Here is a 21,932-nt window from a genome sequence, read left to right on the forward strand (position 1 = left end):
GGGCTGATGGCCGGCGTCGCGCGCGAGGGCGGCGCCTATCGAGGGCGGCGCCTATGGCGCGACCGCCACGCGGCCGCCCGCCCTGGTCGCGGGCGAGCCGAAGGCCGGCCCCGCTCCCGGGGCGAATTCCGCGGCCATCGCCCCGATGATCTCGCCGCCGGGCCGGGACAGGTCCGCGACGATGGCAGCGACGTGGTCGCTCAGGTCCTGCTCGTCGTTCCTGAAGACGAGCGGCCTCTCATCCGAGGCCGGCCGGCCCAGGAGGGCGCGGACGGTCTCGTAGAGCGGCAGCAGCGTCGGCGACAGGTACCGCCGCCCGTCGAAGCCGCCTCCGGTCGCGCGGGCGCGCAGGTCCATGGCCTGGATGCCGAACACCAGCGAGATCGCGAGATACTGCTTGAACAGCGACACCGATTCGGACGCCAGGGTCGCCGAGTTGAACCCCTGGCTGTTGATGTTCTGGTTGAACTGCTCGGCGTGGGTCGGGAAGAGGACCGAGATTCCGTTCGACAGGTGAAGCAGCTTCGGAACGATCGAGTTCGCACAGATCTGCAGGCCCTTCAGGCCGAACTTGATGCGGTTGTCCTGATCACCGACCAGCGAGGCCGGCAGGCCGCTGTTGAACTCCGGGGCGACCGCGAAGGCGATCTGCACGTCGAGATGCTTGGCCAGCAGGGCCATGTAGGTCCGCAGCTGGTCCATCCCGAGCGCGACGTACTCGGCGAAGAAGTTGCCGCCGTGCAGGAGCCTCTCGTTCTCGAGGTCGATCAGCGGGTTGTCGTCGACCGAGTTGGCTTCGACCTCGATCTGCCCCTCGATAGCGTGGAGGCCGTCGACGATCGGACCGAGATATTGCGGCAGGCACCGCACGGAATAGCGGTCCTGCAGGAGAGATCCCGACCCGTCGGCCTTGCGGTGACCATTCGGCTTGAGGCTCTTCGAGCCGCGCAGCAGGTGGCGCATGGCTGCCGCCACGGCGATCTGGCCGGGGTGAGGCTTGTTCTGATGGATGAAAGGATCGAACGATTCGCTCGACGCGTTGAGCGCCTGGATCAACATCGCGTGCACGTGCAGCGCGAGCCGCGTCAGATGCCGGGTGTCGTGAACGCAGTGGGCACCGATGCTCGACATCATCGAGCTTCCGTTCACCAGCGCCAACCCCTCCTTCGCCCTCAGCTTCAGGGGCTGGAGGTTGAGCATCGACAGGGCCGACAGGGCGTCCATCTCCTCGCCGTCGCGCTCAACGCGGAACGACGGACCGAGGCCTATGAGGCAGCCGGCGATCTGGGCGAGCGGCACCAGATCGCCGCTCGCGCCGATCGAGCCGAGGTCCCGGACCACCGGCGTAATACCGGCGTTGAGGAACACCAAGTATCGCTCGATCAGCTCCGCGCGCGCACCGGAGACGCCCTTCGCGAGCATGTTCGCTCGGATGAACATGGCGGACCTGACCTGCGCCGCCGGCAGCTTCTTCCCGACCCCGCATTTCAGACCCCAGATCAGGTTCTGCTGAAGGTCTTCGACCTCGTTCAGCGACAGGACTTGGTTTGCCATACCGCCGAAGTTGGTATTGATCCCGTAGACCACCTCCTCGTTCGCCACCGCACGATAGACGAAGTCCGCCGCGTCATTGATGGTCCGCCTCAGCTGCGGATCGCACGTGAGGAACAGGTTCCGCTTGTGCAGGCCGACCTCGACGATCTGGTCGACGCTCAGTCGGGAGCCGGAGACGATGATCTGCTGGTTTGAATTCATGGCACACTGGCCTCGTCGCGGGTTGATGAGAACTCGGGCGGTGGAGGCGCTCGGATCCCGCCCCTGCCGCGGGTCTCCGGGCGGCGTGGATACGGTGTCGCCTCAGCAATCGGCGCGGCTGGAACGGCCCCGGAGCGGGTCAGCCCTCGCCATGTGTCACCACGCGCTGATATCCGCCGTGCGGCGGTCAGTGCGGTCTTCAAGCTCAACTTGGTGTCCGGCCGCTGCGTCGACCGCAGCTCCCCAGAATATTGCGCTATACTCGGCAGGCTTGCATGTGTCGGAGCACACTAATCATGCTAACGGCCCAGGATGCTGGCGCATCGGCTCGATCTCGGCGAAGCCCGAGAGCGACAGGGCCGCCGCACCGTCTCGCACATCGGATGCCGAGCGGGAGGCTTGGCGGAAGGTCGAGAACGCCCCCGAAGGTCGTTCCCGCCACCGTCGGTCTGATACCCAATCCGCTTGATCCCTTCGGGATGGCGGATTGGGGCTTCGCTCAGGCCCCGCGCAGGCGTGTGATCCGGGATCCGCTTCGATCAAGCGGAGCCCGGATCAGCCGTCGCAGGTGGGAGGACAGCCGGTCGGCGTGGCGGCGGGGCGGCCGGAGGGTCTCGGGCCGGTGTGCATCAAGCGGGCGAAGCGCCCGGAAATCGAAGGCTGGTTGGTCCGGGGCGGGCGGACAGCTCCGGCCCCGGCTCGGGCCGGCGCGCCGCCCCGCTGCCTGATGGCGGAACGTCGGTGGAACCAGCTCCGGTGTGATACCGCCGCGCTTGTGAACTGATCTGTTCGAGGTAGGGATAGGCGCAGAGGGACTTGATGCGGCCGGTCTCTGCCGCGAGAGCGTTCCAGGCCCGGCAGCGCGCCTCGACGACGGCCTCGTAGTCGGCCAGGAGCCGATGCGAGAGGGAGCGCTCGCGCAGGGAGAGCCAGACGCGTTCGACCGGGTTCAGCTCGGGACTGTAGGGCGTCAGGGGCACCAGGGCGAGGTTGGGCGGGAGCGTCACCGCGCGCGGATGGTGCCGGCCCGCGCCGTCCAGCACCATGACCGCAAGGGTGTCGGGCGGGACGCTGGCCGCAAAGTCGGCCAGGAAGCGGTCCATGGCCTGTGTGCAGACGCGCGGCAGAACGAGGGCGAAGTCCTCGCCTGTGGCCGGGACAGCCTCGGTGCTGCTGATGAGCGCCGTGAACTTCGCGATCCAGTCGGATTTCCGGTGGCTGCTCGTCGCGCCACCAATCGTCTGGACCTTTGGCCTGCTGGTACTGGCCGTGGCAGCCGCTCAGAGATGAGCGGTGCGCAGGCGCAGGGCATTGCCGATCACGCTGACCGAAGAGAGCGCCATCGCCGCGGCGGCGATGATCGGCGAGAGCAGGATGCCGAGGAACGGGTACAGCACCCCGGCCGCCACCGGCACGCCGGCCGCGTTGTAGATGAACGCGAAGAACAGGTTCTGGCGGATGTTGCTCATCGTGGCGCGCGAGAGCCGCCGGGCGCGCACGATCCCGTTCAGGTCGCCCTTGAGCAGGGTGATGCCGGCACTCTCGATCGCCACGTCCGTGCCGCTGCCCATCGCGATGCCGACGTCCGCCGCGGCCAGTGCCGGCGCGTCGTTGACGCCGTCACCGGCCATCGCGACCACCTGCCCCCGCGCCTGGTGGGCTTTGACCACCGCACTCTTCTGGTCGGGCAGCACCTCGGCCTCGACCTCGTCAATGCCGAGGGTGCGGGCCACCGCCTGCGCGGTGGTGCGGTTGTCGCCGGTCAGCATCACCACGCGGATCCCTTCGGCGCGCAGGGCCCGCAGGGCCTCCGGCGTCGTCGCCTTGATCGGATCGGCGATTGCGATGGCGCCGGCCACCCGGTCATCCACGCTCATGAAAATCGCCGTGGCGCCGTCCTGGCGTAGGCGGTCTGCCTGCAGGTCCAGCGCCGCCGTCGGGATCCCGGCTTCGCCCAGGAACTTCGCGTTGCCGAGCCGGATCTTGCGGCCCTCGACGGTGCCCAGGGCGCCCCGGCCGGTCGGACTGTCGAAGTCGCTGACCGGCGCGAGAGCCAGCCCCTGCTTTTCGGCCGCGGCGACGATCGCCACTGCCAGCGGGTGCTCGCTGGCGCGCTCGACGCTGGCGGCCAGCCGCAGGATCTCGGCGTCCGTGAACCCTTCGGCCGGGACCACCTGGGTAACGGCCGGCTTACCCTCGGTGAGCGTACCGGTCTTGTCGACCACCAGCGTGGTGATCGTCTCCATCCGCTCCAGCGCCTCGGCGTTCTTGATCAGCACGCCGGCCTGGGCGCCGCGGCCGACGCCGACCATGATCGACATCGGTGTGGCCAACCCGAGCGCGCACGGGCAGGCGATGATCAGGACCGCCACCGCTGCCAGCAGGCCGTAGGTGAAGCGCGGCTCGGGGCCGAGCGCGAACCAGGCGACGAACGCCAGTGCGGCCACCGCCATCACCACCGGCACGAACCAGCCGGCGACCTGGTCGGCCAGCCGCTGGATCGGCGCGCGGCTGCGCTGGGCCTCGGCGACCAGCTGGACGATGCGCGCCAGCATGGTGTCGCGGCCGACGTTCCTGGCCTCGATCACCAGGGCGCCACTCTGGTTGAGGGTGCCGCCGATCACCGCGGCGCCGACGTCCTTGCTCACCGGCATCGCCTCGCCGGTGACCAGCGCCTCGTCCACCGACGAGCGGCCCTCGATCACGCTGCCGTCGACCGGGACCTTTTCCCCCGGGCGCACGCGCAAGCGGTCGCCGACCTGAACGGTGTCGAGACCGACCTCCTCCTCGCTGCCGTCAGCCCGGAGCCGGCGGGCGGTCTTCGGGGCGAGATCGAGCAGCGCGCGCAGGGCGCCGCTGGTGCTTTCGCGGGCGCGCAGCTCCAGCACCTGGCCCAAGAGCACCAGCACGGTGATCACCGCCGCGGCCTCGAAGTAGGCCGGCACGGCACCGCCATGGCCGCGCAATGCGGCCGGGAACACCCCCGGCGCCGCGGTGGCCACCACGCTGTAGAGCCAGGCCACCCCGGTGCCGAGGGCGATCAGCGTGAACATGTTCAGGTTGCGGCTCTTCACCGACGCCCAGCCGCGCTCGAAGAACGGCGAGCCGGCCCACAGCACCACCGGCGTGGCCAGGACCAGCTGCAGCCAGTTGCTGTTCTGCTGGCCGAGGCGGTCGACCAGTCCCGTCAGGTGACCGCCCATTTCCAGGGCGAACACCGGCAGGGTCAGCACCAGGCCGACCCAGAACCGCCGGGTCATGTCGACCAGCTCGGCACTCGGGCCGGTGTCGGCGCTGACCAGCAGCGGCTCCAGGGCCATGCCGCAGATCGGGCAGGCGCCCGGGCCGACCTGCCGGACCTCGGGGTGCATCGGGCAGGTGTAGATCGTGCCCTCGGGCACGGGATCCGCCTTCGCCGCGGAGCTGGCCGGATCGAGATAGCGCGCCGGATCCGCCGCGAACTTGGCTTGGCAGCCAGCCGAACAGAAGTAGTAGGGACGCCCGTTGTGCTGGGCGCGATGCTTGGCCGTGTGCGGGTCGACGATCATCCCGCAGACCGGATCCTTGACGGCCCCCTCGGCCGCCGGGCCAGCATGGTCATGCCCATGATGATGGTCATGGTCGTGGTGGGCATGGTCATGGGCTGCCGGCGCTGCCTTGCCATGCCCCCCGCAGCAGCTGTGACCGTGTTCGGGAGGCGCCGCGGCCTGATCGACAGCCGTAGCCTTGCCCTTTCCCCCACAGCAGCTGGGAGCGTCGGCAGCCTGATCCTGCGAGCGGTCGCGGGCATGGTCGGTCATGGCCGGGGCCCTGTCTTGATCCTCTTGCCCGGCAGCCTGCACCTTCCCATCATGGGAAGGTCAACAGGGAAAGCGCAGGGACGATGAATATCGGGCAGGCGGCGCAGGCCTCGGGCGTCTCGGCCAAGATGATCCGCTACTACGAGAGCATCGGCCTGGTGCCGCCGGCGGGGCGCCGCGAGAGCGGCTATCGCGACTACGGCCCGGCCGACCTGCACCGCCTCGGGTTCATCCGCCGCGCCCGCGACCTCGGGTTCTCGGTCGAGCGCATCCGGCTCCTCTTGGAGCTGTGGAGCGATCAGGGCCGCAGTAACGCCGAGGTGAAGGCGATCGCACTGACGCATATCAACGAACTGGAAGAGCGGGCGAAGCAGTTGCAGGAGATGGCGGGGGCGCTGCGCGCCCTCGCCAATGCCTGCGACGGCGATGGGCGGCCGGACTGCCCGATCATCCAAGGCCTGGAGGCCGGCGGGGCGGCGGCCTGTCACGGCGCACTCCCCGCACGGCATTAGCAGCGCCGCCGCATCGTTGAGGTGGGCTGCAGGCTCACTTGCCGTGCTGCTTCAGCCAGGCCTGCATGTCGGTGATCTCCTTTTCCTGGTCGTCGATGATCTTCTGGGCCATCTGCTTGGTGCTCGCGTCCTTGGCGTGCTTGAGCGCCACCTTGGCCATGTCGATCGCGCCCTTGTGGTGCGGGATCATGTGCGTGCGGAAATCCACGTCCGGATCGCCGGTATAGGCGATGCTCATGGTGTGCATCATCGCCATGTCGGCCTCTTTGAAGTCCTTGGTCGACGGCGCATCGCCCGGGGCCGACTGCATGTCGGCCATCATCTTCTGCATCTGGTCGTGCATCGCGGTGCTGCCGCCCATGGGCATCTTGCCCATGTCGCCGTGGGGGTTCTGCGCGAGGGCGGCGCCGGCGAGGCCCGTGGCGAGCAGCGCAGTGGCCAGCAGGGCGCGGGTTGTGGTCATGGGTTGTGCTCCTTCTGATTGTCGGGGTTAGTTGAACTTGCCGCTGGCGGTGCTGCCGTTGGGAGTGGTCAGCTGCACCGCGCCTTTGAGAGCGGCGGGAAGGCTCACCGGCGAGGTGCCGGTCAGCCGGTCGCCTTGGGGCTCGAGCGTGATGCGCTGGGGCTTGCCATCGACCACCAGGATCGCCGTTCCCTTGAACCCGGCGGTCGTGACCGGCTGGTCAGCATGGCTCCGCAGGTAAAGCTCAAGCGTGGTTCCGCTCGCGACCAACTCGACATGGTAGGGACCGGCATCGGTTTGCGGCCCTCCGTGCGATCCGGTCTTCGGGGCATGGGCGAGCGCCGGCAGAACCGGGGCGCTCGCCAGCAGGCCGGCCAGGGCGAGGAATTTTGCGGGGATGAGCCGCATGGGCTGGTCTCCTTCTTGGTTGATGTTCGGGGCCTCAGAACGCCTCCCGCGGCGGCGCAGGCGCGCCGGCGGCAGAGGAGGCGGTCGGAACAGGGGCGGCGCGCAGGCGCTCCAGCGGCGTCCGGCCGAACCGCAGGAACAGGATCGGCGTCAGGAACGTGTCGAGCAGCGTCGCGCTGATCAGGCCGCCGAAGATGGTCACCGCGACCGGGTGCAGGATCTCCTTGCCCGGGGCGGTGGCGTCGTAGAGCAGCGGCACCAGGGCGACGCCGGCCGACAAGGCGGTCATCAGCACAGGGGTCAGCCGCTCCAGGCTGCCGCGGATGACGAGGTCCTTGCCGAACGGCACGTCCTCGTGCAGCGCCAGGTTGAGGTAGTGGCTGATCTTCAGGATGCCGTTTCGCGCGGAGATGCCGGTCAGCGTGATGAAGCCGATCATCGAGGCCACGCTGAGCGGCTGGCCGACCAGCCACAGCGCAACCACGCTGCCGATCAGCGCCAGGGGCACGTTGCCCATGATGATCAGCGCCAGGGCCGCCGAGCGGTAGCGGCTGCAGAGGATCGCGAAGATCAGGGCGAGGGAGAGCGCCGACAGGGCGGCGATCGTCCGCGTGGCCTCCTCCTGGGCCTGGAAGGTGCCCTCCAGGCTGGTGAAGAACCCGGGCGGCATCGGCTCCTGCGCCACCGCCAGGCGGATCGCCGCCACGATGGTGGTCATGTCGCTGGCGCCGGTGGTGTTGGCCTGCACGACGATGCGGCGGCGGGCGTTCTCGCGCAGGATCTGGTTGGGGCCGTCGGTCTCCCGAATGTCGGCCACTTGGCGGGCCGGCACCCAACCGGAGGGGGTTTCCAGGAGGAGATCACCGAGGCCAGCCGTGGTGCGCTGGTCCTCCGGCAGGCGGATCAGCACGTCGAAGCGCCGGAGGCCGTCGACCACGGTGGACACCACCCGGCCGTTCGACAGGCGGCTGATCTGATCAACCACCGCGGCGGGCTGAACGCCGTAGAGTGCCGCGCGGGTGTAGTCGACGCGGATCTCCAGCTGCGGGATGCGCACCTGCTTCTCGACCTGCAGGTCTGCGAGGCCTGGGATCTTGCTCAGTCGGTCCTGGAGGCCGTTTGCGATCCGCCGGAGTGCGTCGAGGTCCTCGCCGTAGATCTTGAGGGCCAGCTCGGCGCGCACGCCCGAGAGCATGTGATCAAGGCGATGCGAGATCGGCTGGCCGACGTTGACGCTGACCGGCAACACCGCCAAGCGCTGGCGGATGTCGGCCACCAGCTGCGCCTTGGGCCGTTCGGTGCCCTCGTGCAGCTCCACCTCGATCTCGGACGCGTGCACGCCCTCGGCGTGCTCGTCGAGCTCGGCCCGGCCGGTGCGGCGACCGACGGCCGACACCCCGGGGATCTCCAGCAGCAGCTTCTCGGCGATCAGGCCGACCCGGTTGCTCTCGGCCAGCGAGATGCCCGGGTTGAAGGTCATGTTGACGGTGAACGAGCCCTCGTTGAAGGGCGGCAGGAACGCCCGCGGCAGCTGCCAAGCGGCCACGCCGGCCGCGAGCACCGCCGTCGCCACGCCGCCGATCAGGAGGTGCTGCTGGAGGAAGGCGACCTTGAGCAGCGCGGCGTTGCCGCGCTTCAGTGCCTTGAGAAACCGGCTGTCGTGCGCTTCGAGGTTCTTGAGCCCCGGCAGCAGCCAGGACGCCAGCACGGGCGTCAAGGTGATCGAGGTGATCAAGCTGGCCAGGATCGAGATGATGTAGGCCTGCCCTAGCGGCGCAAACAGCCGCCCCTCGATGCCGGAGAGGGCGAACAGGGGCACGAATACCAGGATGATGATCATCGTCGCGTAGACGATGCCGGAGCGCACCTCGTTGGAGGCTTCCACCACCACCTGGAACACGCTCTTGGGGTTGCCGGCTCGCCGGTTCTCGCCCAAGCGCCGGAAGATGTTCTCGACGTCGACCACCGCGTCGTCGACCAGATCGCCGATCGCGATGGCGAGGCCGCCCAGCGTCATCGTGTTGATCGATAGCCCGAACAGGTGAAAGACCACGGCGGTGGACAGGATCGAGACCGGAATGGCCAGCAGCGAGATCGCCGTGGTGCGCACGTTCAAGAGGAACAGGAACAGCACCACCGCCACCACCGCGACGGCCTCCAGCAGCACCCGCTCGACGTTGCGGATCGAGGTCTCGATGAAGTTGGCCTGCCGGAACAGGATTTGATCCGCCTTGATCCCGCCCGGCAGGGAGGGGGTCAGCTCCTTCAGGGCCTGCTCAATGCTGCGGCTGAGCGTGACGGTATCGACGTCGGGCTGCTTCTCGACCGAGACGATCACCGCCGGCCTGGCCATGTAGCCGGCGTCGCCGCGCTTCACTTTGGCGGCGAACCACACCTCGGCGACTTGGCGCAGGGAGACGGGCGCGTTGTTGACCGTGGCGACCACGACGTTGCGCAGGTCGTCCAGGCTCATCGTGCGGGCGATGTTTCGGATCAGGTACTCGCGGGCGTACTGGTCGGTGAACCCGCCGCCGGCGTTGGTGCCGAACGACTGCAGGGTGGTTTCCAGCTGGGCGTTGCTGACGCCCAGGGCACGCATGGCGGCCGGGTTGGGCGCGACGCGGAACTGGCGCACCTCGCCCCCGATCGGGATGACCTGGGCGACACCCGGAAGGGTCAGGAGCCGCGGGCGGATGGTGAAGTCCGCGACTTCGCGCACCTCCATGGCGCTGGCCTTGTCGCTGGTCACGGCGACCAGCAGGATCTGCCCCATGATCGAGGAGATCGGCCCCATCTGCGGGATCGCGCCGCGCGGCAGCTGATCCTGCAGCAGGGCCAAGCGCTCGGCGATCTGCTGGCGGTTGCGGTAGATGTCGGTGCCCCAGTCGAACTCGACATAGACGATCGATAGGCCGACGCCGGAGACCGAGCGCACGCGGGATACGCCCGGCAGCCCGTTCATGCGGGTTTCGATCGGGTAGGTGACGAGTTGCTCGACCTCCGGCGGGGCGTAGCCCTCGGCCTCGGTCATGATCGTGACGGTCGGCCGGTTGAGGTCCGGAAACACGTCGACCGGCAGCCTGCCGACCGTGAACGCGCCGGAGAGCACCAGCACGGCGGCAGCGGCGAGGACCAGCAGGCGGTTCTTCAGCGACTGGCTGACGAGGAACGTGAACATGCTTTCCGCTCCCCTCAGCGCACCTGGTCCAAGAGCTCGGCGCCCTGGGTGACCACCCGGGTGCCGGCGCCGACGCCGGCAGCGATCAGCACGCGGCTGCCGTCCAGCGGCTCGACGCGGACGGGGCGGGCCTCGAAGCGCTCGGCGGTGGTGTGGGCGTAGACGACGTCCTGGCCGTTGCCGGTGCGCACCACGGCGGCGCGCGGCAGGGCGAGGCCCTGCAGCTCGGCGGTGGTGGCGGCCAGCACGGTGACGAACTGGCCGACCCGCAGGCCGCCGGTGTCGCCCGAAATCGCGAACTGGACCGGGATGGCCTGGTTGCGGTCGGCGAGGCCGGAACCCTGGTAGGTGAGCGTCAGGCTGCGGCCGTCCGCGAGGCGCGCGGTGGCGTTCTCGGCTCCTCCGAGGGCGTCGAAGCTCAGGGCCTCCACCCAGAGGCTCTTGGGATCGACGATCTGAAAGACCATCTGGCCGGGGTTGGCCATCTGGCCGGCGACGGCCGAGGCTTCGGCGATCACGCCACTGACCGGGGCGACCAGCGCCTCGGGTTCGGTGCGCACCTTGTCGAGGGCTGCGCGGCGGTCGTGCAGGCCCTTGAGCTCGTCTTGGGCCTCGTCCAGCTGCACCTGCGAGACGGCGCCCGAGGAGGCCAGCTTGGTGTAGCGCTCGACGCGGCGCTGTACGGTGGCGATCTGCTGGTCCAGCTCGCCCTGGCGCTGGCGCATGTCCGACACGTCGACCCGCTGCACCGGCGGAGTGACGAAGGCGAGCACGTCGCCCTTCTTCACCGGCGTGCCCAGGCGCGGAAACTGGCCGGATGGGGGCTGCGACAGGCGGCCGCCGACGGAAGACTGCACCACGCCGCTCGCGTTGGGGTTGGGAATGATCCGGCCGGGGAGGCCGACGGTGCGGCGATAGCTGCCGACCGCCGTCATTACCGTGCGCAGCTCCAGCAGCCGCTGGGTGGGTTTGGGCACAAAGACGCTGCCGTCGGGCAGGCGCTGCGCCAAGTCGGCCCCCGCGGCACCGTGCGCGGCAGACGGCATCAGGGCGGCCTGGCTCTCCGGGTGGCCGTGATCCCCGTCGCCATGGGCAAAGGCGGTGGCGCTCAGCAGCACCGTCGCGGTGATGGCCAGCACGGCAATCACCGGCACGCGGCGGTGGCCGCGCGCCAGCAGCGTGGCCAGGATCCCCAGCAGAAAGGCGCCGCCGGCTACGGCCACGAGCACCGGGTCCTTCTCAATCAGGCGGGCCTTCAGGCCCTGGGCGACGGCCGGCACGGTCTGGCCGACCGCAGCCGAAAGGGCCTCGGTGGTGCCGACCGGCCCTGCAGGGGCGGCGGGCTGGGCGTGCGGATCACGCAGGTCGAGGGCGAGCGGCAGCACATCGACATCCTCGCCAGCGGTGACCGTGATCATCAGGTCGAAATGGCCGGGCTTTTGGAGCCACGGCGCCAGCAGCTGGTAGGTGCCATCGGCCGCTGCGGTCGCGTCCACTGACCCCGTGGGGGTTTCCACGGTCAGCGTGGCGCCGCGCACCGGCTCATCGGTCGCGAAGCGGTCGAGATAGAGGTGGAGCGTGCCGTTCTTCGGCACCGCGACCAGCTCGAACGCCGCGGACGCGGCCTCGCCGCGGGGTGCCATGGTCTTGGAGACCGGCGGCGGGGACGCACCGTGGTCGTGCCCTTCATGGGCGCAGGCGGGACCTGTCAGCAGGGCCAGCGCCACGGCCAGCGCAGGCAGCGCGGCCGGGATATGGGGAGGCATGGGGGTTCGATCTCTCGCCGGTGGACGCAGGCGTCCACACACGCGCGGCAGCGCCGCTCAGCGCTGCCCCAAGCGTGGGGACGCGGGTTCTAGGCGAGCGATCTGGGAGGTTTCGGGAGGGCTTCGCGGGCGATGCCGGCCAGGAACGGCTCTGCCGCCGTTGTCAGGCGGGCAGCAGGGGCCAGCATGGGCAGGACCCCAGTTGCGGCCGGGAGCATCGCACCGGGTACGCAGCAGGAAGCGCCGATGGCGCAGCAGGTCCCGTGGCAGGGCTTATCGTCGTCCGCTGGGCTGAGACGCGCAGACGCCGCACGCAGCTGCTCGTCGGCCTGTATCGCGGTCACGACCTGGCTGACGGTCACCGCAGCTGCCTGCACAGCTTGGGCAGGCACCGCCACCGGCGCCGGGCTGGCGCTGTGGTGTGCCACGGCCGAAGCCGCGTGATGGGCGTGGCCCTCGTGCGCCTGAGCCGCTGATGCGCCGAACACCGCGGCGATCATCACGATCACCACGGCCATCAGACGCGAGAGGGACGACGGCAGGGTCATACGGTCAGGCTACCATGTCGATCCGGGCTCGGAAACATTCCTGCGGCTGCGGGCGCGACCCGCGCCAGGCGATGTGGTTTCAGGGTGCAGCGGGCGCAAGGCCGACGCCCACTCCACGGGCTGGGAGTGACCCGGGCAGCGAAGCATCGAGCTCCCTATGTCTGGAGTCACGTCCGTCGATGAGGTGGACTTTCAAGGTGGAGTTGGAGCGGCCATCGGTCAGGCGGCCTGCGGCGGAAGAGTGATCGCCTCCTCGATCAACGCCGGTGGGAGCCCGGCCATGCCCTCGACCTGCATGTAGCGGTGCTGCAGCGGCCACTCGTCGTTGACTTCCAGCAGAAGCGCGCCGCTCGGCCTTCTGCAGGGCCTCGATCAGTGCCACTCTGCCGTCGGTCATCGGGTGCTCCCGGCTTGGGTTGAAGTCCGCAAACTCCACCTTGGCCGCCAGCTCCGATGGTCACTTCAAGCTCCCCCGGACCGCCTGAAAATTACACCTCGTCCGTGGACGCTACCGCTTCTCGAAGGCCTCGCCGTAGCGCGCTGTCCCGGGATCCGCGAGCGCCGCCTCCGAGAGCGGCTCGCAGGTGCGCAGGGCCTCCGTCCTGCCCCGCGGGACGAGGTCACACCGGCCTGCCGCGAAAGCCCTCGACCCGGTCGGCCACCGCCGCGCTCAGGCAGATCCGCGTGCCGAGCGCCTTGTTGGCGGCCTCCAGCCGGGCCGCAATGTTGATCCTGTCCCCGTAGGCCGCGTCGTCGAAGGAGCGGCCCCCACCGAAATTGCCCACGATGGCCGGTCCGGCATGCACGCCGATGCGCGTCGCCCCGAGCACCACGCCGCGCGCGGTCCAGCGGGCGCGAAACGCCTCGGCCGCCGCATCGAGGGCGAGCGCGCACGACACCGCCCGCGTGGCGTGATCCGGCTGCTCGCCCGGCGTGCCGAACAGGACGTGGATGGCATCGCCGACGATCTTGGCCACTGTGCCCTCGTGCGAGAACACAACCTCGGTCATCTCGGCGAGGTCGCCGTTGAGGAATTCGGTCAGCAGGGCTGGATCGAGGCTCTCGACGCGGGTCGCGACGCCGGCGATGGCGGTGAAGAGCGAGGCCACGTCGCGCCGGTGGGCGCCCGCGGCCAGCGCCGAGGCGTCGGCCGCCAGCCGCTCGGCGAGGTTGGGCGAGAAGGAGCGCGACAGGCTCCCATGCGCGCGCTCGGCCGCGATCTGCCTGCGGCGCGCCTCGCGCAGGGCGCGGACGTGGAGCACGGTGCGCTCGACGGTGGTCTCGAAGTCGGAAAAGTCGATCGGCTTCGTCAGGAAGTCGAAGGCACCGCGATTCATCGCCGTGCGGATGTTGGCCATGTCGCCGTAGGCCGGGACGATCACGGTCGAGAGCTTCTCGTCCGCCTCCTGGAGCTTGGCCAGGAGCGTCAGACCATCCATGCGCGGCACGTTGATGTCGGAGACGACGAGGTCGACGTCCGGGTGCTCGGCGATGAGCGCGAGCGCGTCGAGTCCGTCGCGGGCAAACAGGACACTGACGGTCCGGTCGCGGATGCTGCGGCGGCGGAACTTCTGCAGGATCAGCGCCTCGAGGTCCGGCTCGTCGACGGCGACGAGGACCTTCGTCGGCGCGGTCCGCGCGCTCACGCGGCCCGGCCGACTTCCGAGAGCCGCCGGTCGACCTCCACCCGCAGGGTCAGGAAGTCGATCGGCTTGGTGAGCAGGCCCGCCGCCCCGCCCTCCGTCGCGCGCCGGCGCGTCTCGGCGTCGCCGTAGGCGGTGATCATGATCACCGGCACGTCGGGCCGGGCGCTGCGCATCCGAGGAAGGAGTTCGAGCCCCGTCATGCCCGGCATGTTGATGTCGGATAGGATCAGGATCAGGGTCTCCTCACCCGCCGCTCCTACCCGGGCGAGCGCCGCCTCGGCCGAGTGCGCGAAGGCGAGCGCGAAGCGGCCGGCCCGCAATTCGCGCCGGAACTGCTGGCGGAACAGGTCGGCCACGTCGGGCTCGTCGTCGACGACGAGGATCAGGACGCTCATGCGGTGCTCCTCTATTGGGTGGGGCCGCCGCGGGGCAGCAAGATGCGGAAGGCCGTGAAGGCGCCGGGCTCGGTCTCGACCTCGATGCTGCCGCCGTGCTGCTTGACCACGATGTCGTGGCTGAGCGAGAGGCCGAGGCCGGTGCCCTCTCCGGCCGGCTTCGTGGTGAAGAAGGGGTTGAACATCTTCGCCCTCACCGCGTCGGGTATGCCGGTGCCGTTGTCGCGAATCGTGATCTCGATCTTGTCCCCGCGATCACAGGTCGCGACGAGAAGCGTCGGCTCATAGCCGGCCGCCTCCGTCTCCGCCTTGCGCTTGGTCACGGCGTGGAAGCCGTTCGAGATCAGATTGAGCAGCACCCGCGCGATCTCCTGCGGGTAGAGGTCGGCGCCCCCCGCCCCGGGGTCGAGGTCGCGGGCGAGGGTCACGGTGAAGCCGGGCTTCTCGGCGCGGGCGCCGTGATAGGCGAGGTTCAGGCTCTCCTCCACGAGGGCGTTGACGTCGACACGCCGGCGCTCGCCCGAGCCCTCGCGGGAGTGCAGCAGCATGTTCCTGACGATCGAATCCGCGCGCTTGCCGTGCTGGACCACCTTCTCGAGATTGCCCCGCAACAGGCCGGTAAGTTCGTCGACCTCCTCCCGGACGGGACCGTCGAGGGCCGGGGGGGCCAGCACCTCGTTCAGCTCGTCGATCAACTCGGCCGACAGGGCGGCGAAATTGTTCACGAAGTTGAGCGGGTTCTTGATCTCGTGCGCGATGCCGGCGGTGAGCTGGCCGAGCGAGGCGAGCTTCTCGGACTGCACGAGGCGATCCTGGGTTGCGCACAGGTTGTCCAGGGAGGCCTGCAACTCCCGCGACTTTGCCTCGACCTCGTTGAACAGGCGGGCATTGGCGATGGCGATGACCGCCTGGTCGGCGAAGGTCTTGGCCACGGCGATCTGGCGGGGCGCGAAGGGTCCCGGTTCGTCCCGGGCGAGGCTGAGAACCCCGATCACGGACCCTTCCCGCACAAGCGGGACGTTGAGCGTGGCGCGGTAGCCGCCAATGCGATGGAGCTCCGATGCGCTCGTGAGTTCCGGGTCCTGAAGGATGTCGGGCACATGGTCGATCTGGCCGGTGACGGCCGCGCGGCTGCTCGGCACATCTCGGGTCAGCGGCTGGGGATGAGCGCGCTTGTAAGCCACCCATTCCGGTCGATTGGCTGTGGAGGCTTCCAGATGAAGGCGGCCCTCATGGAGCAGGTAGAGAGCCGACGTTTCGGTTCGGCAGAGCCGAGTGGCCGAGTGGAGCAGCGTGTTGAGGATGGTCGGCAGATCGAAGACCGAGCGGCTGATCGTCTGCAGCACCTCGCTCGTCGCGGTCTGCTGCTGCAGCGCTTCTTCGAGGTCGCGCGTTTTGCCCTGCACCTCGTTGAACAGGCGAGCGTTCTCGATCGCGATCACGGCCTGGTCGGCAAAGGTCGTGACCAGATCGATCTGTGCTTGTGTGAAGGGCTCCACGCGCTGGCGCGCGATGACGATCACACCGATCGGCTCGTTCTCGCGCAGCAGGGGAACCCCAAGGGCTGTGTGCTGATGAGCCAGGGCCGTCGCTGTGCGCAGCGTGTATTCGGGATCGGCGGCAACATCGAGGATATGGACCGTCCGCCGCTCCATCGCGGCGCGACCCGTGACTGTGCCTCTATCGACCGGAATCGGATGGCTCTTGAGGAACTCAATATAATCTTCTGAGTAGCCGACCGCTGCGCCGGCTTTGTAAATCTCACCCTCGCGACGCAGGATGAAGGCCATGTCGGCCTCACATAGCCGCGCGGCGGTTTCGACCAACGTGTCGAGCACGGGCTGCAGCTCGAAGGTTGAGCTACTGATGATCTTAAGCACGTCGCCGACAGCCGTCTGCTGTTGCAGCGACGCCTCGAGATCACGTGTCTTGGCCTGCGCTTCGTTGAGAAGCCGCGCGTTCTCCACGGCGATCACGGCCTGAGCGCCGAAGTTCTCAAGCAGCGTGATCTCGTTCTCGGTAAAGGGATTTCCATCCCGTCGGGCGGCGGCAATCTGGCCGATCAGTCTTCCGTCCTTGCGCAAGGGAGTAAGCAACACGGTCCGGATGCCGTCGAGTTCAAAGGCCGCACGGACTGTCGGATCGTCGCTCTCGGCGCAGTCGGGAACTTGGGTAAAGCGTGCTCCTTGCAGCAATTGTTGGCTTGGGTGATGGGGGCCTGGGGTGAATCCCTCACGGAGCCGATCGGCAAACGCCTTCACCATTCCGTGCGTCGCAACAGCGCGGAACTTCTCTCCATCATAAAGCTGCAAGCTCCCGTGGCAAACTCCGCACAGGATGTGCATCTTATCCAAGATCATCGCAAATGCAGATGCAAGATCTTTGGTGTCTGAATTGATGAATTCAATTACCTCAGCGGTAGCAGTCTGACGCTCAAGTGCCGCCCTCAACTCACAAGCGAGAACGTCAACCCGCTTCTGCAGATCGGCGACTGACGGGGTCGCGGTCGTGAGAGCCTTGGCACAGCCCTTACGCTCGTTCGCGCGCCGGCCCTTAGCCGGCTCGTTTTCATGGCGTCGCCGCATCTCGCTACCCGCAGGCGGGCCAAGATCAGGCTCAGTGTATGCAAAACCGGGGCCTCGCGCCATTGCGAAAGTTCGGCCCGCGTTTGCTCTCAGGACCCCGTTCCAGAACGGATTGCCTAGAGCATTTTCCGACGAAGTGGATGCCGGTTCGTCGCAGAAAATGCGGCAAGATCAAAGATCGAGAGCGGCACCCGGTTGCAACGTGATCGGGTGCTGCTCTAGCGTGACGGTTCGCGAGAACTACGCGCATGCGTCCTGCTCGGTCGCGTGACATGCAAATCGCTTCGCGTTCCTCGCTCAGAATAGAAAGCGCCCCACTGGGCGCCCTGGCGCGAGAGGACGGATCGCTCATCCGGCGTGCCTCCGCTCAGGCTGTAGCTCTCCGGGTCGAGGTCTTCTTGGATCAGCACCGTGCGCAACGCATCGATGTCGTGGGGCTTCGCGCGCAAGGCGCCCGCACCGCGTTGCGTGCGCGGTCCGTCGATGATCCGAGCGAAGCATCGTCGGCCATCAGGTCCATCCTGATCCTCCACCGTTTCGGTGGACGCGGTTAGCTCACCATCTGCCGCTCGGCCTGCTCGGGTGTCGTATATCCGAGGGCCGCGTGGATCCGTTGCCGATTGGCGTAGCCCTCGCTGTCGGAGAAGAGCTCGCGCCGCGCCTCGTCCCGGGTTGCCCAGCGGCGCTGATGGACGAGCTCGACCTTAAGCGTGTGGAAGAAGCTCTCCATCGGTGCGTTGTCCAGGCCGTTGCCACGGCGGCTCATGGAGGCCTTGAGGCCTGCCGCGTCCAGGAGCCGCCGGTACTCTCCCGACGCATATTGGCAGCCGCGGTCGGTGTGTTGGATCAGCCCCGGCGCGGGGCGCTGCCGCTGAACGGCCATCAGGAGAGCGGCTGCTGCCAGCTCCGTGCGGAGATGCTCGCGCATCGCCCAGCCCACGACCTTGCGCGTCGCGAGATCGAGAACGGCGGCGAGGGAGAGCCAGCCCTCACCGGTGGGCACGTAGGTGATGTCCGCCAGCCAGATCTGGTTGGGAGCCGAGGCGGTGAAGCGCTGCTCGAGCAGGTTGGGGGCAACCGGCAGGCCGTGACGGCTGTCGGTCGTGCCGGGCCGGTCGCGGCCTGCCGCCGTGGCGCGGATGCCGTGTCGCCGCATGAGCCGCTCGATGCGACCACGGCTGACGCCCCGGCCCTCGGCACGCAAAGCCGCGTGCATGCGGGGCGAGCCGTAGCGGCCGTGACGACGCGCATGCAGGCGGCGCACCTCCTCGAGGAGCACGCGGTTCTCGGCTGCCCGGGTGCTCTCGGGCCGCGAGCGCCACGCGTCGTAGCCGGATGGCCAGACCCGCAGCGCGCGGCAGAGGGTGCGCACGGGCCAAGTGCCCTGGTGGTCATCGATGAAACGGAACTTCATCGCGGCGTCTCCGCGAAGATGCCGATGGCCTTTTTTAGAATGTCGCGCTCCGTGCGGGCGCGAGCTCGGGTCGTGTCCCTGGTGGTGGTGTAGCTCGACGGGAGCGAGAGAGCCCGCCTGCGCGCCCTCCACAGCGCCGAAGCAGGCGGGATCTCTCGCGGGGTGGTCATCGGCGGTTGCCGGGTAGGGTCGGGGTGCGAGCACCAACCTCGAACCCGAGAGACCTCCGATGACCGACGAGATGATGAGCCTGCGCGGGCTGCTGGAGAAGAGCGCCGACGCCGACCTGCTGCGCGAGATGATCGGCTTTGCGGCCGAGCGGCTGATGGAACTGGAGGTGGGCGGCCTGACCGGGGCGGCCCACGGCGAGAAGAGCGCCGAGCGGCTGGTCCAGCGCAACGGCTATCGTGACCGGGATTGGCAGACGCGGGCCGGCACGGTCGAGCTGCGCATCCCCAAGCTGCGCAAGGGCTCGTACTTCCCGGCTTTCCTGGAGCCGCGCCGGATGGCCGAGAAGGCACTCACGGCGGTGATCCAGGAGGCCTACATCCAGGGCATCTCGACCCGCTCGGTGGATGACCTCGTCCAAGCCATGGGCGGCACGGGCGTGTCCAAGAGCCAGGTCAGCCGGCTCTGCCAGGAGATCGACGAGCGCGTGGGCGCGTTCCTCGACCGGCCGCTCGAGGGCGAGTGGTCCTATCTCTGGATCGATGCGACCTCCGTGAAGGTGCGCCAAGCCGGGCGCATCGTCTCCGTCGCCGTGATCGTGGCGGTCGGTGTGAACAGCGACGGCCGCAGGGAAGCGCTCGGCATGGACATTGGCCCCTCCGAGGCTGAGACGTTCTGGACCGGGTTCCTGCGCAAGCTGGCGCGCCGCGGCCTGCGCGGTGTGAAGCTGGTGATTTCGGACGCCCACACGGGCCTCAAGGCGTCGGTCGCCAAGGTGATGAACGCGACTTGGCAGCGGTGCCGCGTCCACTTCATGAGGACCGTGCTCGCCCACGCTGGCCGCAGCGGGCGGCGCGTCGTGTCCGCCTTCATCGCCACCGCCTTCGCCCAGGACGACGCGGAGGCCGCCCGTCAGCAATGGCGACGCGTGGCCGACCAACTCCGACCCAAGGTGCCCAAGCTCGCAGCCCTGATGCATGAGGCGGAACCCGACGTGCTGGCCTACATGGGCTTCCCGGCCGCCCACCGGGTCAAGCTTCACAGCACGAACCCGCTGGAGCGCCTCAACGGCGAGATCAAGCGGCGCACCGAGGTGGTCGGCATCTTCCCCAATGAGGCGGCCATCACCCGCTTGGTCGGCGCGCTCCTGCTCGAACAGAACGACGAGTGGGCCGTCCAGCGCGCCCGCTACCTGACCCTGGAAAGCATCGCCCCGATCAGCGATGATCCTCTTGTCAGCCTGCCCACCCTGGCAGCCTGATCGTCCCGGCCCCGCCCGGTGACTGTGGTGGCCACGCCGCAGCTACACCACGCCTGGGGACACGACCGACATCCGACATCCGCAACGCGAAGCGAGACATCGGATGCCGTATGCCTCGCTCGCGGCGCACCGTTGGACCGCCATGAATCTGAGACTACCGCGCAACACGGTGTTCCGCGACGCACCCTGAGCGGATACGATGCGAAGCCGGCATTTAATCTCCCCGACCATGCCTCCTGTCCCTCGAAGCATCTCCAATGGCGTTGGAGCCACTAAAGAGAACTCATGAACCCGGAATGTTGACGGTAAATACTCGGCGGCCGAAAATTTGCTTGTCGTGCAATCGCGGCCGGCAGCAAAAATTTTCTAACTAATCCGCATTATCCCAAGCCGTCGCCGGGCCGCTATCGAAATTACGCTCGCGACATAGTCAGTAATACACGCTCGATTTCTGCCTTTCGAGATCGTTCCTGAGCAGATTCAAACCAACTTCCAAAAATTCTACAAGGCCGCGATCGGAGTCGCTGCAAAACACCGGCAATTCTTGAATACAACAAGCAAACAAATACCATACCATAATAGTTTATGCGCGAGTCTCCAAACATCACCCAAGGTTAACATCGAAGCAGCCGACCTATCACGTTGAAAATCTTCACACAATGCGCGCCTGACCCTACGAACAACGATTCTCAACCTAGAGTCAGTTCCAGGCGGACCAGCCCTATTGACTGTTCCGTCCGAACGCGCCATTCACCGTCGCAAGCTGCACAGGAGCATCAAAATGCAGGAAAATTATAAGAAAATCAATCATTGCAGAGTCGGTGGTTCGAAAAATCTAATCACTGTATTGGATCTAGTACATCAAGCACTTACGGGTGTATTCCCAAAGGATAAGTAGGAACATGTCACGAATGGACCATTGCAGCTTGTTTGGTGCCCAGAGTCCGGGCTTTTGCAACTCGCGCACTCCTACGATCTCGGCGAGATGTATGGAGATAATTACGGGTACCGCTCCGGCCTGAATCAGAGCATGGTAGATCATCTTACCAATAAGATAATCGAACTGTCAAGATTCGCCGACCTGCAGCCCGGCGATGCCGTCCTGGATATCGGCAGCAACGATGCCACCTCACTCAAGGCTTATCCTGTCAGCGGCCTTGTCAGGACGGGTATTGATCCGTCAGGTGCAAAATTCAAGAGTTTTTACCCCGACGATATTGCGCTGGTACCTGATTTTTTCTCAGCTCGAGCGTATTGGAACACTGGGAGCAAGCCACCAAAAATCATAACTTCGATTGCAATGTTCTACGACCTTGAACAACCGATCGACTTTGCAAAGGAAATCGAAAGCGTTTTAGCGCCTGGCGGCATCTGGCATTTTGAGCAAAGCTATATGCCGTCGATGCTCCGCATGAACTCATATGATACAGTGTGTCACGAACACCTGGAATACTACTCGCTCGGAGTAGTCCAAAAGATTTTGGACGCGGCAGGTATGAGACCGGTCGATGTCAAAATGAACGGAATCAATGGCGGTAGCTTCGCGGTGACCGCGGTTCGAAAAGCGGATCCGCGCCGCGGCGGCGAGGGCGTCATAAACTGGTTGCTGGAGCAAGAGGAGCGGATGGGTCTCTCCACTCCTCGCCCCTACCGCCAGTTCGAGGAGCGCGTGTTCAACCACAAACTCGACCTCGTACGGTTGCTGGAGGCACTGAAAGAGGACGGCAAGACGATCGCAGGTTACGGCGCATCGACCAAGGGAAATGTAACGCTCCAGTTTTGCGGGATCGGACCCGATTTGATCCCCTGTATTGCGGACGTAAACCCCGACAAATTCGGTCATTTCACGCCGGGAACACATATTCCTATCTTGCCGGAATCCGAAGTTCGCGCAATGAAGCCGGACTACATGTTGGTGTTGCCGTGGCATTTCCGCGAAAACATCTTGAGACGCGAGAAGGAGTATCTCGCGAGGGGCGGCCGTCTCATTTTTCCATTTCCGGAAATCGAGATCGTCTGACCGACGGAGTCAA

Annotated in this window: 14 protein-coding genes and 3 pseudogenes; 4 read left to right on the forward strand and 13 right to left on the reverse strand. The window is 67.2% G+C overall.

The window, feature by feature from the left end:
• Window positions 1-51: 51 nt before the first annotated feature.
• Both QA634_RS00890 and QA634_RS00895 read right to left on the reverse strand, forming a co-directional pair.
• Window positions 52-1,755, reverse strand: coding sequence for an HAL/PAL/TAL family ammonia-lyase (locus QA634_RS00890; RefSeq protein ID WP_012330172.1), 1,704 nt, complete (start codon window positions 1,753-1,755; stop codon window positions 52-54).
• A 629-nt stretch (window positions 1,756-2,384) separates the two neighbouring features.
• The gene (locus tag QA634_RS00895) at window positions 2,385-2,858 is read right to left on the reverse strand and encodes a transposase (protein WP_150108560.1); all 474 of its coding nucleotides are present in this window, start codon (window positions 2,856-2,858) and stop codon (window positions 2,385-2,387) included.
• Between the two features lie 64 nt (window positions 2,859-2,922).
• Here QA634_RS00895 and QA634_RS00900 point away from each other — a divergent pair, with 64 nt between their 5' ends.
• Window positions 2,923-3,045, forward strand: a complete 123-nt coding sequence (locus tag QA634_RS00900) for a hypothetical protein (RefSeq protein WP_265576501.1) — start codon at window positions 2,923-2,925, stop codon at window positions 3,043-3,045.
• Here the strand turns inward: QA634_RS00900 and QA634_RS00905 are convergent.
• Window positions 3,036-5,303: a heavy metal translocating P-type ATPase gene (locus QA634_RS00905; RefSeq protein ID WP_012330173.1), complete on the reverse strand. Its 2,268-nt coding sequence runs from the start codon at window positions 5,301-5,303 to the stop codon at window positions 3,036-3,038. The two genes, QA634_RS00900 and QA634_RS00905, sit on opposite strands and share 10 nt — an antisense overlap.
• A gap of 335 nt (window positions 5,304-5,638) precedes the next feature.
• On the opposite strand from QA634_RS00905, the gene cueR reads away from it, so the two are divergent.
• Window positions 5,639-6,067, forward strand: a complete 429-nt coding sequence (gene cueR, locus QA634_RS00910) for a Cu(I)-responsive transcriptional regulator (RefSeq protein WP_012330174.1) — start codon at window positions 5,639-5,641, stop codon at window positions 6,065-6,067.
• A 34-nt stretch (window positions 6,068-6,101) separates the two neighbouring features.
• Here the strand turns inward: cueR and copM are convergent, their stop codons facing one another.
• The 10 genes and pseudogenes from copM to QA634_RS00960 form a co-directional block, all read right to left on the reverse strand.
• On the reverse strand, window positions 6,102-6,530 hold the full coding sequence (copM, locus tag QA634_RS00915) for a CopM family metallochaperone (protein WP_012330175.1): 429 nt from the start codon (window positions 6,528-6,530) through the stop codon (window positions 6,102-6,104).
• Window positions 6,531-6,557: 27 nt separating this feature from the next.
• Window positions 6,558-6,938, reverse strand: coding sequence for a hypothetical protein (locus tag QA634_RS00920; protein WP_012330176.1), 381 nt, complete (start codon window positions 6,936-6,938; stop codon window positions 6,558-6,560).
• Between the two features lie 34 nt (window positions 6,939-6,972).
• The gene (locus QA634_RS00925) at window positions 6,973-10,116 is read right to left on the reverse strand and encodes an efflux RND transporter permease subunit (protein ID WP_012330177.1); all 3,144 of its coding nucleotides are present in this window, start codon (window positions 10,114-10,116) and stop codon (window positions 6,973-6,975) included.
• A gap of 14 nt (window positions 10,117-10,130) precedes the next feature.
• A complete protein-coding gene (locus tag QA634_RS00930) occupies window positions 10,131-11,882 on the reverse strand; it encodes an efflux RND transporter periplasmic adaptor subunit (RefSeq protein ID WP_012330178.1) in 1,752 nt (583 codons plus the stop codon).
• A gap of 89 nt (window positions 11,883-11,971) precedes the next feature.
• Window positions 11,972-12,430: a hypothetical protein gene (locus QA634_RS00935; RefSeq protein ID WP_043700724.1), complete on the reverse strand. Its 459-nt coding sequence runs from the start codon at window positions 12,428-12,430 to the stop codon at window positions 11,972-11,974.
• A 219-nt stretch (window positions 12,431-12,649) separates the two neighbouring features.
• Window positions 12,650-12,778: pseudogene (locus QA634_RS00940) on the reverse strand (IS256 family transposase); the annotation flags it as partial.
• A 166-nt stretch (window positions 12,779-12,944) separates the two neighbouring features.
• Window positions 12,945-14,076 (reverse strand): annotated as a pseudogene (locus tag QA634_RS00945) (adenylate/guanylate cyclase domain-containing protein); the annotation flags it as partial.
• Window positions 14,073-14,471 (reverse strand): response regulator, encoded by a 399-nt coding sequence (locus QA634_RS00950; protein WP_012330179.1) that lies wholly within the window; start codon window positions 14,469-14,471, stop codon window positions 14,073-14,075. The gene QA634_RS00950 and the pseudogene QA634_RS00945, both read right to left, overlap by 4 nt.
• 11 nt (window positions 14,472-14,482) lie before the next feature.
• Window positions 14,483-17,056: a GAF domain-containing protein gene (locus tag QA634_RS00955; protein ID WP_012330180.1), complete on the reverse strand. Its 2,574-nt coding sequence runs from the start codon at window positions 17,054-17,056 to the stop codon at window positions 14,483-14,485.
• A gap of 550 nt (window positions 17,057-17,606) precedes the next feature.
• Window positions 17,607-18,532, reverse strand: a pseudogene (locus QA634_RS00960) (IS3 family transposase); the annotation flags it as partial.
• A 167-nt stretch (window positions 18,533-18,699) separates the two neighbouring features.
• Between QA634_RS00960 and QA634_RS00965 the strand changes: the two are divergent.
• Both QA634_RS00965 and QA634_RS00970 read left to right on the forward strand, forming a co-directional pair.
• Window positions 18,700-19,899 (forward strand): IS256-like element ISMtsp13 family transposase, encoded by a 1,200-nt coding sequence (locus tag QA634_RS00965; RefSeq protein ID WP_012330183.1) that lies wholly within the window; start codon window positions 18,700-18,702, stop codon window positions 19,897-19,899.
• A gap of 1,030 nt (window positions 19,900-20,929) precedes the next feature.
• Window positions 20,930-21,919 (forward strand): class I SAM-dependent methyltransferase, encoded by a 990-nt coding sequence (locus tag QA634_RS00970; protein ID WP_283027160.1) that lies wholly within the window; start codon window positions 20,930-20,932, stop codon window positions 21,917-21,919.
• Window positions 21,920-21,932 lie beyond the last annotated feature (13 nt).

It is taken from the genome of Methylobacterium sp. CB376 (assembly GCF_029714205.1).
Taxonomy (GTDB): domain Bacteria; phylum Pseudomonadota; class Alphaproteobacteria; order Rhizobiales; family Beijerinckiaceae; genus Methylobacterium.

Excerpts from the sequence above, each read along its gene's own strand:
- QA634_RS00890 (WP_012330172.1), bottom strand. The coding sequence starts at position 1,755 with ATGAATTCAAACCAGCAGATCATCGTCTCCGGCTCCCGACTGAGCGTC.
- QA634_RS00895 (WP_150108560.1), bottom strand. The coding sequence starts at position 2,858 with ATGGACCGCTTCCTGGCCGACTTTGCGGCCAGCGTCCCGCCCGACACC.
- QA634_RS00905 (WP_012330173.1), bottom strand. The coding sequence starts at position 5,303 with ATGATCGTCGACCCGCACACGGCCAAGCATCGCGCCCAGCACAACGGG.
- cueR (WP_012330174.1), top strand. The coding sequence starts at position 5,639 with ATGAATATCGGGCAGGCGGCGCAGGCCTCGGGCGTCTCGGCCAAGATG.
- copM (WP_012330175.1), bottom strand. The coding sequence starts at position 6,530 with ATGACCACAACCCGCGCCCTGCTGGCCACTGCGCTGCTCGCCACGGGC.
- QA634_RS00920 (WP_012330176.1), bottom strand. The coding sequence starts at position 6,938 with ATGCGGCTCATCCCCGCAAAATTCCTCGCCCTGGCCGGCCTGCTGGCG.
- QA634_RS00925 (WP_012330177.1), bottom strand. The coding sequence starts at position 10,116 with ATGTTCACGTTCCTCGTCAGCCAGTCGCTGAAGAACCGCCTGCTGGTC.
- QA634_RS00930 (WP_012330178.1), bottom strand. The coding sequence starts at position 11,882 with ATGCCTCCCCATATCCCGGCCGCGCTGCCTGCGCTGGCCGTGGCGCTG.
- QA634_RS00935 (WP_043700724.1), bottom strand. The coding sequence starts at position 12,430 with ATGACCCTGCCGTCGTCCCTCTCGCGTCTGATGGCCGTGGTGATCGTG.
- QA634_RS00950 (WP_012330179.1), bottom strand. The coding sequence starts at position 14,471 with ATGAGCGTCCTGATCCTCGTCGTCGACGACGAGCCCGACGTGGCCGAC.
- QA634_RS00955 (WP_012330180.1), bottom strand. The coding sequence starts at position 17,056 with ATGCGGCGACGCCATGAAAACGAGCCGGCTAAGGGCCGGCGCGCGAAC.
- QA634_RS00965 (WP_012330183.1), top strand. The coding sequence starts at position 18,700 with ATGACCGACGAGATGATGAGCCTGCGCGGGCTGCTGGAGAAGAGCGCC.
- QA634_RS00970 (WP_283027160.1), top strand. The coding sequence starts at position 20,930 with ATGGTAGATCATCTTACCAATAAGATAATCGAACTGTCAAGATTCGCC.